This is a genomic window from Nocardia alni, assembly GCF_019038435.1.
GTDB lineage: Bacteria > Actinomycetota > Actinomycetes > Mycobacteriales > Mycobacteriaceae > Nocardia > Nocardia alni.
In genome coordinates this window covers 17,475-29,962 of record NZ_JAGPOX010000054.1, presented here as the reverse complement: position 1 = coordinate 29,962, position 12,488 = coordinate 17,475, and the positions used below count along the sequence as shown (strand labels likewise).

Here is a 12,488-nt window from a genome sequence, read left to right as displayed (position 1 = left end):
GCCGGGGTGTGCGCGGAACCTCAGGCGGGCGTCAGCGTCACCGGCACACCGTTGAACACCGCATTCCCCGAGGGCGCGTCCACGAGCGAATCATCGGTCAGCGCATTGGCGTTCACCCCGGCGTGCGCACTCGCGACCGCCTGCTCGCTGTCGGTGTGACCCCAGCCGTGCGGCAGGCTGACCACGCCCGGCATGATCTCCTCGGTCGGCTCCACCGGCACCGTGAGCATCCCGGCCGCGGACTTCACCACCGCCCGGTCGGTCAGGCCCAAGCGGGTGGCGTCGTGTGGGTTGATGTGCAGGGTGCAGGTGTTGGATCCGCCGACGAGCGGTGCGATGTTGTGCATCCAGCTGTTGTTGGAGCGCAACTGGCGCCGCCCGATCAGCAGTAGTTCGGGTGCGACGTCGGCCAGGCGGGCGCGCAACCGGACCACATCCGCGATCAGCTCCGGCGGCGCGAGTTCGACCCGCCCCGAGGCGGTGCGCAGCACCTCGGGCAGGCGGCCCGGACGCAGCGGACCCAGGTCGACGCCGTGCGGATTATCCAGCAGCACTTGCAGATTCATGCCGCCATACGGTTCGGTGACGGGCGTGCGCACCGCATCGGGCCGCCACTGCCCATAGGGCCCCAGCCGCAGCATCATGTCGATGCGCTGCTCGGTGCTGTTGTCTCCCACCAATTCCGCGCGCCGCTCCAGCAGTCCGGCCTTGTGCAGCGTTCCGGCGATGACCAGTTCGTCGACGGTGGTGAGCGGGTCACGATCGGGCTCGGGCTGCTGTCCGGAGACCGCCAGGGCCAGGCGCGCGATCACCTCGGCCTCCGACGGGCGCCCGTCCAGCGGCACGAGCGCAGGCGAGTATCGGGCATAGTCGCGCACCGCGAACTGCAGCAGCGCGAAATCGTAGTGCGGCGACTGCGCGATCCGGGGCGGCGGCAGGATGACGTCGGCGTGCCGGGTGGTCTCGTTGAGATATCGGTCCACGCTCACCATGAATTCCAGCTCGGCCAGCGCGGCGTCCAGGCGGGTCCCGCTGGGCGCGGACAGCGCCGGATTCCCGGCCACGGTGATCAGCGCGCGAACCTGCCCCTCGCCGGGCGCGGTGATCTCCTCGGCGAGGGTCGCGATCGGGAATTCGCCCATGGCCTCGGGCAATTCGCGCACCCGGCTCGTCCAGCGGGCGATGCGGAAGGGGCGGGTGCGCACGATGCCCAGCGCGGCGGCGGTGCTGAACATCGCACCGCCCGCGCGATCCAGATTGCCGGTGAGCGCATTGATCACCTCGACCAGCCACTGGGTCAGCGTGCCGAATTCGGTGGTGCACGTGCCGATGCGGGCGTAGACGGCGGCGCTGGGCGCGGCGGCGAGTTCGGCGGCCAGGCGCACGATGGTCTCGGCGGGGACGCCGGTGCGCCCGGCGACCACCTCGGGTGTGAAATCCTGTGCGGCGGCGCGGACCTCGTCGAGGCCCTCCACCGCGACGCGCACGTCGAGCAGGTCCCGCGCGAACAGGGTGTGCACGATCCCGAACAGCAGGTAGGCATCGCTGCCGGGACGAATGAACAGATGCTCGTCGGCCAGCTTGGCGGTTCGGGTACGCCGCGGATCCACCACGACCATGCGGCCCCCGCGTCGTCGCAGCGCCTTCAACCGGCCCGGGAAATCCGGTGCGGTGCACAGCGATCCGTTGGACTCCAGGGGATTCGCGCCCAGCATCAGCAGATAGTCGGTGCGGTCCAGATCCGGCACCGGCACGGTCAGCGGGTCGCCGAACATCAGCCCGCTGGCCACCTGTTTGGGCATCTGATCCGCGGTACTGGCCGAATAGATGTTGCGAGTGCTCAGCGCGCGGGCGAGCACGGGAACGTACAGTGCCCCGGCGACGGTGTGCGCGTTGGGATTACCGAGATACAGCGCGGCCGACCCGCGGCCGTACTCGGCGACCAGCGCCGGAATCCGTTCGGCGATCAGATCGAACGCCTCCTGCCACGACGCGGTGCGCCAGGCGTCGGTGGCCCGATCCCGGATCATCGGTTCGGTGATCCGGTCCGGATCCTCGTCGAGGTGGCCCAGGCTCGCCCCCTTCGGGCACAGGAAGCCAGCGCTGAAGGGGTCCTGCCGATCGCCCCGCACCCGGACGATGTGATCCTCGTCATCGAGGGTGAGTTCGAGCCCGCATACCGCCTCGCACAGCGGGCAGGTGCGTAGCGCGGTCCGCTGACCGACGGTGACACGTGTCATAGATCTCATCATCACCCGCGCCGATCGAATGTGAAATACAAATCTCCGACCGCGCCGCGAGATCCCGAACTCACCCCCGGCTCCGGACAGCACGAAACCGCGGGAGGCCGTGCACCTCCCGCGGTCATCGCGATGTCGTTCTGTCGAACCTGTCTCAGCTGGCGATACGGGCCAACGCGGGCTTGCGGCGGGTGGCCGACCGCACGGCCGCGCCCAACGCGACGACCGGCGGAACCCAGCGGGCCTCGCTGGGCGCGACGCTCCAGCAGGCCTCGCCGGCGGACAACTGGGTGGGCGGCAGCGGGATGCCCGCACCGTCGGTGTGCACGATCGCGCCGACCTTGCGCAGCGCCTGGATGGCCATCGCGGCCTTCCGCACGCCGGTGACCAGGTGGATCTCGCGGCGCTCGGCGCCCGGAATCTCGATGATCGGACCAGTCAGGTTGTTGGCCCGCAGGTAACGGCGCACGGCTGCGGCGAGCTCGCCGGTGACCTCGATGCCCGAGACGTCCTCGTCGGTGATCAGGCAGACGCCATTGGTCGTTTCAGCGACCGTCCAGCCGCGCTGGATGTACTCCTGCGTGCTAGCGGCTACAGCTGCCGCCTTGACGGAAGCTGCCGCCTTGACGGAAGTCGGAAACGTCGTACGCACGGTCTTCTCCATTCCCCGGGTAGATCTTGGGTCCTGCTCGGTGTTCATGGGGCGTATCGGTGGGCGGTATTCGCGGTGTTACATGTCCGCGAAACTTTTTCGGCCTGCGTCGAATTCGTCACAAGATCACCGGCTTGATTCTTTTTTGCTATGACCTCTTCGTTTCGCTCCGGGTGAAGCGGTCACGATGAATACCTTCGTGCTCCTGGCTGTGAGCCGCTGAGGTGTTCCCTGTGAACTGAATCCGTTGTCTCTGGCAGAATCCCAACGGAATTCTTAACGCCCCCTGGGAGCAGGCGCATTGCCGGACGATGCCACCGGCGAGAGGATCACACCCATGAGTGATGAGCCCGGCGGGCCGGTGGAGGTAGAGCTCGATCCCGAGTACATCGCCTGGCGTGAATCCCTGGCGCGGCGGCTGTCTCGGCGGTCGGCCGCGCGGCGAATCCCCGACGAGGATGTCGGCGCGGAACAGATCCCTGGCGGATTCGGTGCGTGGAGCGTCGCCGCCGTCCGGGGCCTGCTCGATGTGCGGTTCCGCCGTCCGGCGACGCGCACCCTGCTGCCGCTGGCCTATCTGCTGGGCCTGGCGTTCGCGGTGACCGTGCCGGTTGTGCTGACCGTGCTGCTGTGGCGGGTCTCGTTGCTGCTGGGGATCGTATTTCTCGTCCTCGTCGCCGTGCCCCTCGGCCTGACCATCGCGGCCGCGGTCCGGCTGACGCTCGAGTTCCTGGTGAACGCGGCGCGGCTGGCGGGCCGGGTGACCCACATCGCCGAGCTGGCCGACGATCTGCACCAGGCGCTGTCGGATGTGGCCGAACCGGTCAACCAACTCTCCGAAGACGTTCGGGCCGTGCAGTTCTGGCGTTTTCGACGGCGCCCCGCCCGGAAGTGATTCGCGGCGGGATTGTTTCGCGTGCGCAGATGGTCTGACGTAGTATCGGCGGCGAAAGAGGGGGAGTTATGGGATTACCGTACGGAATTACCGGTTCGACAATGCCGCGTCGGCAACTCGGTCGCCGACTTCGTGACCTGCGCAATCGCGCCCGGATGACGACGCGGGTCGCGGCCCGGCGACTGGAGTGGTCCGAGGCCAAGATCTGGCGCATCGAAACCGGGCAGACCTCGCTGCGCGGGCTGGACGTCGAGGCCATGTGCAAGATCTACGGCGCGCCGCCGGAATCCGTCGATCCGCTGGTCGCGCTGGCGCGCGAGACCAAGGCACGCGGCTGGTGGATCGAGTACGGCGATGTGCTGCCGGAGGGGTTCGAGGTGTTCCTCGGCCTGGAGGAGGCGGCCACCCTCCTGGTGACCTACGAGAACGAGGTGCTGCCCGGCCTGTTGCAGACCGAGGGTTACGCCCGCGCGTTGGTGGAAGCCGCGCATCCGGCCAGCTCACCCGCGGAACTCGAGCGCCGGATCGCGGTCGTGCTCACGCGCCAGAATGTCTTGACCCGTCCGGGAAATCCGGTGCGGTTACAGGCGGTGATCACCGAATCGCTGCTGCGGCATCGCATCGGCGGTGTCGAGGTTATGGCGGGCCAGCTCGACCACCTGCGGCGGCTGTGCGATCTGCCGAATATCGAAATCCGCGTGATACCGGCGGGGTGCGGTTATCACGCGGGCATGGATTCGGGCCGGTTCGTCCTGCTCGAATTCGACGATGCCGAACTCGATCCCGCCGAGCCGCCGGTGGTGTTCGTGCAGACGTACACGGGCTCGGCCTTTTTCGACAAGGACCCCGACGTCGCGCGCTACCGTGACGCGTGCACGAGCATCCGGGCCGCGACGGTGGACGCCCGCGGGCCGATCGAGCGGGCCCGGGCCGCACTGAGCCCGGTCTGAGGCGAAGGCCGATTACCGCAGCGTGTGCTCGAGTACCTCACGGTGGGTCGGCGCCGCGGCGGCGTGCACCGCGCGGCCCTTATCGGTGAGACAGACGAAGATGGCGCGGCGGTCGTCGCTGCACATGCTGCGACTGACCAGGCCGTCGCGCTCGAGCCGGGCGACCGCGCGGGACAGCGCGCTCTGGCTCAGGTAGATCTCGCCGGCCAGATCGCTCATCCGGTAGGTCTCACAGTCCGCGTCGACCAGCCGATCGAGGGTCTCGAATTCGCTCAGGCCGATCCGGTGGCGACTCTGCAGCTCCTTTTCCAGGGCGCAGGACACGACGGCGTGCTTGTCCAGAAGTCCACGCCATTCACCCACCAGCCCGGCGGGAGCCACTGCCCGCGTCGGTGACGCTGTCGACGCCTTCGTCATGCGGCCATCTTAGTGCCTCGCATTGAACCATGCAACCGCATTAAATGCTTGCGCAACTAATGCGTACGCATGTAAGTTTTCGCTCATGACTTTCACAGCAACGCCTTCGGCCCCTGCCGATACCCGGTGGCCGATCCGCACCTGGGGCATGCTGATCACGCTGTGCATCGTGCTGTTCCTGGACGGCCTCGACGTTTCGATGATCGGTGTCGCCCTCCCGTCCATCGGCAAGGATCTGCACCTGGGCACGTCCACCCTGCAGTGGCTGGTCAGCGGTTATGTGCTCGGCTACGGCGGACTGCTGCTGCTCGGCGGTCGCACCGCGGACCTGCTCGGGCGCCGCAGGGTCTTCCTGATCGCGCTGGGTGTCTTCGCACTGGCCTCACTGAGCGGCGGGCTGGTCAGCTCCGCCGCACTGTTGATCGCCACCCGTTTCATCAAGGGGCTGGCCGCGGCGTTCACCGCGCCGACGGGCCTGTCCATCATCACCACCAACTTCGCCGAGGGCCCGGCCCGCAACAGGGCGCTGTCCATTTACACCGTGTTCGGTGCGGGCGGCTATTCCATGGGCCTGGTGTTCGGCGGCCTGATGACGGGGCTGGGCTGGCGCTGGACCTTCCTGCTGCCGGTGCCGATCGCGCTGGCCGCACTGATCGCCGCGGTCGTGCTCGTCCCGCGTGACCGCAAGCCCGAGGAGGGCGGACACGATCTGCTCGGCGCGCTGTTGTCCACCAGCGCGATGCTGCTGCTGGTTTACACCGTGGTCTCCGCACCGCAGGCCGGGTGGGCCTCGGCGCGCACCGTCGGCTCGTTCGCCGCGGTGCTGGCCCTGTTCGCGGCGTTCATCGTCGTGGAGAACCGGGTCCGGCATCCGCTGATCCGTCTGGGCATCCTGCGCAAGATCACGCTGGTGCGGGCCAGCCTGGTCATCGTCGCGCTGGCCGGTTCGTACTTCAGCTGGCAGTTCATCGTCACCCTGTACCTACAGGACACCCTGCACTGGTCGCCGTTGCACCTGGCGATGGCCCTGCTGCCGGTCGGCCTACTGGTGGCGCTGTCCTCGGTGTTCTCGGACAAGCTGGTCGACCGCTTCGGCACCGGACCGATCATCGCGGTCACCATGATCGCGATGAGCATCGGCTACCTGCTGTTCCTGCGGATCGACACGCACCCGTCCTACCTGGCGATCATCCTGCCCGCGGTGCTCCTGGTCGGCATCGGCTGGATCGGCTTCCCGTCGATCAACATCCAGGCCACGGCGGGTATCTCCGACGAGGAGCAGGGCCTGGCGGCCGGCGTGCTGCAGACCTCGATGCAGGTCGGCGCGGCAATCGTGCTGGCCATCAACACCGCGATCATCTCGTCCTCGGGCCATGGCGACGGGTCGGCGTCGGGGATGCTCGACAGCTACCGTCCCGGCCTGATCTTCGCCGGTGTGGTGGCGATCCTCGGCGCGCTGGTGGCGCTGACCCACTTCCTGCCGAAGCGGCGGGCGGTGGAGCCGGTCTCGAGCGACTCGGACGATGAGCCGGAACAGGAGCCGGAGTTGGCGGCCGCCTGAGTATTTCGGGTAGCGGGATACGAAAACCGTGGTGGACGAACATGTTTCGTCCATCACGGTTTCCGTATCTACAGAACCTTCTCGCCCGCAGTGAGATACGTGCTCTCGGTGACGGCCTTGTTCGGTCGCCACCAGTCCTCGTGCTCGCGGTACCAACGGATGGTCGCCGACAGTCCCGCCCGGAAATCGGCGAAGCGCGGTTCCCAGCCGAGTTCGGTGCGCAGCAGGCTGGCATCGATCGCGTAGCGCTGGTCGTGTCCGGGACGATCGGTGACATGGTCGAAATCGTCCGCATCCCGGCCGAATTCGGCCAGGATCAATTCGATCACCGACTTGTTGTCGAGTTCGTCGTTCGCACCGATGAGGTAGGTCTGCCCGATCCGGCCGTGCTCCAGGATCGTCCATACGGCCCGGTTGTGATCGTGCACGTGGATCCAGTCCCGCACCTGATGCCCCGCCCCGTACAGGCGCGGGCGCACGCCGTCGATCAGGTTGGTGATCTGGCGCGGAATGAACTTCTCCACATGCTGATACGGGCCGTAATTGTTACTGCAATTGGAGATCGTCGCGCGCACGCCGAACGACCGCACCCAGGCGCGCACGAGCAGATCGCTGGAGGCCTTGGACGCCGAATAGGGACTCGACGGGTTGTACGGCGTGTTCGGTGTGAACGGCGGCTCGTGTGCGTCGAGGTCGCCGTACACCTCGTCGGTGGAGATGTGGTGATACCGCACGTCGTGCCGGCGCACCGCCTCGAGCAGTGCGAAGGTGCCGACGATATTGGTCTGCACGAACGGAAACGGCTGGGCCAGGGAGTTGTCGTTGTGCGATTCGGCGGCGAAGTGCACGACCGCGTCCACGCCGCCGACGAGCCTGTCGACCAGCTCCTGGTCGGCGACGTCGCCACGCACGAACTCGATCCGGTCGGCGATCGAGTCCAGCGAGGCCCGGTTACCGGCGTAGGTGAGCGCGTCGAGCACCACCACCCCGACCTCGGGCCGGTCGGCGACGGTCTGGTGGACGAAGTTGGCGCCGATGAATCCAGCGCCGCCGGTTACGAGCAATCGCACGCCGCCAATCCTACTGGCGCACTATCGAGTCTTCCTCGGGCACGCCGCGAGGCGCCTGGTCACGCGGTGCGCGCGGATTCCTGCGCCGCGACCCGGGCACGCACGAACCGCGCCACCCGTCCCAGCGCGGTCCGGCTCTCCGGGAGGCCCGGGGCGATACTCATGAACGCGTGCACCTGACCGCGCCACAACTCGAGGGAGTTGGGCACGCCCGCCGCGGTCAGCCGTCCGGCCATCACCTCGCAGTCCGACCGCAGCACCTCGTCCTCGCCGACGATCAGCAACGCCGGCGGTAGGTCGGCCAGCAGACCGTTGACCGGAGACGACGCCGGATCCAGCCGTCCGTCCACGCTCGCGCCGTGCCGCACCACCCGCTCCAGTGCGGCAACCGGGATGTAGGCGTCGCGAGCGGCGTTCACGTACTCCCGTTTGGCCGCGCAGTCCAGATCCAGCAGCGGCGATATGCCCACCAGCCCGGCGGGTTGGGGCAGCCCCTCCGCGAGCGCCCGTAGGGCCGTCGCGAAACTCAGATATCCGCCGGCCGAATCTCCGGCGAATACGATCCGTGCCGGATCCACGCCGTGCCGCAGTAACCAGCGGTAGGCGGTCAGGCAATCCCGCACCGAACCGTCGATGGAGGTGCCGGGCAGCTGGCGATAGTCGACGTTGACCACGGCCAGGCCGGTGCGCCGGGCGAGTGCGGCCGCGATCGCGCGATGCGAGTCCAGACCACACAGGAAGAAGCCGCCGCCGTGCATGTACATCACCGCACCGTCGCGCAGCGCCCGCCGGGCCCCGGCCGGCCGGATGATCTCCATCCGGAATCCGCTCAGCCGCACCTGCTCCCGCTCCACACCCCGTGGGATCGGACGCAGTTTGCACAGCGTGTCGATCGCGATCCGGGCGACCGGCATGGTCAGCGGGGTAACCGGATAATTGCGGAAGACCGGGCCGATCACGCCCTTGCAGGCCAGCATCAACGCCCGCGATGCGATGCTTCCCCCGCCCGGATTGACCACGACCCCCGCCTCTGGCACCGGCAGGATTTCTTCGCTGTGTACGGCCGTCATGGCGCACCTACCTCACTCCGGCGCGACAGATCGCCAATAGCCGGAGTTCCGGCGGCGAGTTGTCCGCGCTGACATCTCACACAGGGGTCTTCTCAGAACACCACCAGTCAGGTGACGCGCACAACAGGTGCACACGTGACCTACACAACAGTGATTGTCCGATTTCGCTCCGCGGTAAACCCCCGTGACCGCGTAGCCGTCGAATCGCAACCGCCCCGCGAGGCCGGGCGGCGCACTGGCTGGCAGACTTGCCTGCCATGCGTGGAATCATCCTGGCCGGCGGCACCGGATCACGACTGCATCCGATCACGCGCGGGGTGAGCAAGCAACTGGTCCCGGTCTACGACAAGCCGATGGTGTATTACCCGCTCTCGACACTCATGCTGGCCGGCATCCGCGACATCCTGGTGATCACCACGCCTGCCGACGCGGACGCGTTCACGCGGCTGCTCGGTGACGGCTCCCAGTTCGGGATCTCGATCGACTACGTCGTGCAGCCCGAACCCGACGGTCTGGCACGGGCATTCGTGCTCGGCGCCGGCCACATCGGCGGCGAATGCGCCGCACTCGTGCTGGGCGACAACATTTTCCACGGTCCGGGCCTGGGCACCCGGCTGCGCCGTTTCGACGGCCTGGACGGCGGCGCGATCTTCGCCTACCGGGTCTCCGATCCCACCGCCTACGGCGTCGTCGAATTCGCCGAGGGCCGGGCCATATCCATCGAGGAGAAGCCCAAGCGGCCGCGCTCGAACTACGCCATCCCCGGCCTGTACTTCTACGACAATGACGTCGTGGAGATCGCCCGTGAGCTGCGCCCCTCCGCGCGTGGGGAATACGAGATCACCGATATCAACCGGACCTATCTGGAACAGGGCAAACTCCAGGTCGACGTGCTGGCCCGCGGCACCGCCTGGCTCGACACCGGAACCTTCGACTCCTTGTTGGACGCCAGCAATTACGTGCGAACCATCGAGGAGCGGCAAGGACTCAAGATCGCGGTCCCCGAGGAGGTGGCCTGGCGGATGAATTTCATCGATGACGAACAACTCTCCCGCCTGGCCGAACCCCTGGTGCGCTCGGGATACGGCGAATATCTGCTCGGCCTGCTGGTACACGGGCGCCGCGGACCGCACGGACAGGATTGGTAGACATGAGAATTCGGGAGCTGTCCGTACCGGGCGCCTGGGAGTTCACCCCCACGCTGCACGGCGACGAGCGCGGAGTTTTCCTGGAGACCTTCAAGGCCTCGGAGTTCGAGAAGGCGGCCGGCCGGCCGTTCGAGCTACTACAGGTCAACACCTCCGTCTCCGCAGCGGGCGTCCTGCGCGGCATCCACTACACCGAGAACCCCCCGGGCCAAGCCAAATACGTGAGCTGCGTCCGCGGCGCATTCCTCGACGTAGTGGTCGACCTACGCCCGGATTCCCCGACCTTCGGCGCCTGGGACACGGTACTGATAGACGACGTCGACCGCCGCTCGGTCTTCGTCTCCGAGGGCCTGGGCCACGCCCTCCTCTCCCTCGAGGACCACTCCACGGTCACCTACCTGTGCTCCCTGGAGTACTCACCCGAATTCGACCGAGATCTCGACGCTCTAGACCCGGACCTGGGCATCCAATGGCCCACAACCGCCCGCGACGGCAACCCCTTGACTTACAGCCGCTCACCGAAAGACGCTGCCGCACCGGGCTTCAACACCCTGCGCCGCTGATCGGCTCCTCCGTACTCGCCCAACTATTGCTCCTGTCTGCCTGGTTTTTGCGTCAGGAAGTTTTTTACACTCTGGAGCGGGAGTGTCCATTCTGAAACGCTATTACCGTCCTCATTGACAGTCTCTCGACTGTGAACCGAGTCCCACGGTGCGTTGGGGTTAAATTTATGATCCAGTTGTTCCATGAAAATCAAATGATTTTGAAAATGCACAGTATCGTCCTCTCGGTAGAGAGGCCACACCTCGATGTAGGCGGCTGCTTCAGGATCTTCGATGGCTACTACCAAGCAGGAGACCTCCGCGCCATCGCATATCCGGCGGAGCGCAGTATTCCAGCTGGACTCGTACTGATCAGTGCTCCAGTACGTTGTCGGCGCGTGGAAGTACTCTGTATCAGCCCCAAGCTTCATCATGCCGATCGACACAAGCGGATCATCCTTCGCGCGCTCCCCGGTGAATATTATATCGAATTCTTCCATATCAGCCTTTCACCCTTTGCATGTTCCATGTGTATGTACCCTGGCGTTGTCCCCGTCGATCTATCAGCTTCCATCCATTAGTGACATTATGGCTGTCGACATCGGGGGTGAGATAGTCCTTGCCGTTGGTGTAAACGGGTTGTCCGTGAGATTTGAATGGCGCTTTGGGGGGTGAGATTCGTTGATTATAGCCAAGCCTCTTCGCTTGGTCGGCATACTGCTGTTTGGTCGCGCCGTTCGGTGGGCCTTTCTCCTCCCACTCTTTCGCATATTTCGCCGCAGCATCTTTGGCGGCTTGGGTCGCGTCCTTTCGGCTTGCGCCGTTCTTGGCAGCCTGCGAGGCGGCGTCTTGGGCGGCCTTTGTCATCGCGGCGTGGTCGGTTTCGTCCATCGCCGCGAAGACAGCGGCGTCGATGCCTTCGCCGACGCCGATATCGTCCAGGGGGATGGTCACGATGGCGGTGCCGACGTCGACGAGGATGCTGACCCAGTTTGTCGCACGCATCGGACCGGCGATATCGGTCGCTTCGTTGAGTGGGGTGAAAGCGGTTGTGATGGCAGAGGCGGTTTCGGCGTCCGCGGCACCGAGACCAGCCAATGCGGTTTGTACTGTGGCTGTGTGGGTTGCCGCGCCCTGTTCCAGAGCGATGAGAGCCGCCTGAGACTGCCGTGATGCGGCGGCCGTCGCGGTTTGGGCGGGGGTGATGGTCGCGGTGCCGTCCTCGGCGAGACAGTAGCCGTCCAGCTCGGCGTTGTTGATTGCCTGGATCGCCGCAGTGTTGGTGTCGGCGATGCGCTGGTAGCCGCTCCGAGCTGCCGTTGCCGCGCCGGTCAGGGCGGTGCGTACGAGGGTGGTGTGGGCGAGGATGCGGGTGTGGCGGACGCGCATGGCGTCACCGGCCTCACCGATCCACCAGTCCGGGGAACCGTCGACGTGCTCGCTGATCGCACGGGTGTGGCGAGCGAGTTCGTCGTGCGCGTCTTCCCATTCGGTCGCCTGGTGTAACAGGGCGGCCGCATCCCAGTTGCGGGCCTGCGAGACGGTCGGCGCCCCCATCAGCGAGGCTGAATCAGAGCGTGGATGCGCTGTGCGTGGTCGGCGTCGGTGCGCTCGAAGGTATCGGCGCTGGTGGCGGTGGCGCCGCGGATCGTGCGGTAGTGGCCGGCGAGGATGCCCAATGCGGTGTGGGCGATGTGTGCTCCGGTGTGGCACGCGGTGCTGGTGGCCGACTCTGGTAGTGCGGCAGCGATTTGTGGCGCGATCTTCGTGGTGGTGACTGCCTCGACGCCGGTCGCGGTTGTGCCGAATCCGGTGGCGAGATCATTCATTCATTCGATCGATGTCGGCACATGACTGTCTGCCATGACTGTTCCCCCTGCGTATGTTCGCTAGACCAATCGATATGGGACCATACCGTGCTGCGGACAACGCACGAAGCGAAT

13 protein-coding genes are annotated in these 12,488 nt (G+C 66.4%); 5 read left to right on the top strand and 8 right to left on the bottom strand.

The annotated features are described in order from the left end of the window. Positions 1–20: 20 nt before the first annotated feature. Positions 21–2,240, bottom strand: coding sequence for a molybdopterin-dependent oxidoreductase (locus JZ791_RS21260; RefSeq protein ID WP_216896923.1), 2,220 nt, complete (start codon positions 2,238–2,240; stop codon positions 21–23). 154 nt (positions 2,241–2,394) lie between these two features. After that, on the bottom strand, positions 2,395–2,904 hold the full coding sequence (locus JZ791_RS21255; protein ID WP_216896939.1) for a hypothetical protein: 510 nt from the start codon (positions 2,902–2,904) through the stop codon (positions 2,395–2,397). A 325-nt stretch (positions 2,905–3,229) separates the two neighbouring features. Between JZ791_RS21255 and JZ791_RS21250 the strand changes: the two genes are divergently transcribed. Together JZ791_RS21250 and JZ791_RS21245 are read left to right on the top strand one after the other, a co-directional pair. Then, entirely contained in the window at positions 3,230–3,787 is a 558-nt protein-coding gene (locus JZ791_RS21250) for a DUF4282 domain-containing protein (RefSeq protein WP_216896922.1), read from the top strand. A 68-nt stretch (positions 3,788–3,855) separates the two neighbouring features. Continuing rightward, on the top strand, positions 3,856–4,737 hold the full coding sequence (locus JZ791_RS21245) for a helix-turn-helix domain-containing protein (RefSeq protein ID WP_216896921.1): 882 nt from the start codon (positions 3,856–3,858) through the stop codon (positions 4,735–4,737). Positions 4,738–4,749: 12 nt separating this feature from the next. Here the strand turns inward: JZ791_RS21245 and JZ791_RS21240 are convergent, their stop codons facing one another. Beyond that, a complete protein-coding gene (locus tag JZ791_RS21240; protein WP_216896920.1) occupies positions 4,750–5,154 on the bottom strand; it encodes a MarR family winged helix-turn-helix transcriptional regulator in 405 nt (134 codons plus the stop codon). A gap of 85 nt (positions 5,155–5,239) precedes the next feature. Here JZ791_RS21240 and JZ791_RS21235 point away from each other — a divergent pair, with 85 nt between their 5' ends. Then, positions 5,240–6,715, top strand: a complete 1,476-nt coding sequence (locus JZ791_RS21235) for an MFS transporter (RefSeq protein ID WP_216896919.1) — start codon at positions 5,240–5,242, stop codon at positions 6,713–6,715. Positions 6,716–6,783: 68 nt separating this feature from the next. On the opposite strand, the gene rfbB is transcribed toward JZ791_RS21235, so the two are convergent. Both rfbB and JZ791_RS21225 read right to left on the bottom strand, forming a co-directional pair. Continuing rightward, positions 6,784–7,785, bottom strand: a complete 1,002-nt coding sequence (gene rfbB / locus JZ791_RS21230) for a dTDP-glucose 4,6-dehydratase (RefSeq protein ID WP_216896918.1) — start codon at positions 7,783–7,785, stop codon at positions 6,784–6,786. A 59-nt stretch (positions 7,786–7,844) separates the two neighbouring features. Beyond that, positions 7,845–8,855 carry an alpha/beta hydrolase gene (locus JZ791_RS21225; protein WP_216896917.1) on the bottom strand — a complete coding sequence of 337 codons (1,011 nt, stop codon included), beginning with the start codon at positions 8,853–8,855 and terminating at the stop codon, positions 7,845–7,847. A 257-nt stretch (positions 8,856–9,112) separates the two neighbouring features. Between JZ791_RS21225 and rfbA the strand changes: the two genes are divergently transcribed. Beyond that, positions 9,113–10,003: a glucose-1-phosphate thymidylyltransferase RfbA gene (gene rfbA, locus JZ791_RS21220; protein ID WP_216896916.1), complete on the top strand. Its 891-nt coding sequence runs from the start codon at positions 9,113–9,115 to the stop codon at positions 10,001–10,003. 2 nt (positions 10,004–10,005) lie between these two features. After that, positions 10,006–10,566 (top strand): dTDP-4-dehydrorhamnose 3,5-epimerase family protein, encoded by a 561-nt coding sequence (locus JZ791_RS21215; protein WP_216896915.1) that lies wholly within the window; start codon positions 10,006–10,008, stop codon positions 10,564–10,566. Positions 10,567–10,589: 23 nt separating this feature from the next. Here JZ791_RS21215 and JZ791_RS21210 read toward each other — a convergent pair whose 3' ends face one another. The 3 genes from JZ791_RS21210 to JZ791_RS21200 are packed head-to-tail and all read right to left on the bottom strand — an operon-like array spanning position 10,590 to position 12,374. Then, entirely contained in the window at positions 10,590–11,045 is a 456-nt protein-coding gene (locus tag JZ791_RS21210) for a hypothetical protein (RefSeq protein ID WP_216896914.1), read from the bottom strand. A 1-nt stretch (position 11,046) separates the two neighbouring features. After that, entirely contained in the window at positions 11,047–12,102 is a 1,056-nt protein-coding gene (locus JZ791_RS21205; protein ID WP_216896913.1) for a toxin C-terminal domain-containing protein, read from the bottom strand. After that, the gene (locus tag JZ791_RS21200; protein WP_216896912.1) at positions 12,102–12,374 is read right to left on the bottom strand and encodes a hypothetical protein; all 273 of its coding nucleotides are present in this window, start codon (positions 12,372–12,374) and stop codon (positions 12,102–12,104) included. The genes JZ791_RS21205 and JZ791_RS21200 overlap by 1 nt, the downstream gene beginning before the upstream one ends. Positions 12,375–12,488: the final 114 nt, after the last annotated feature.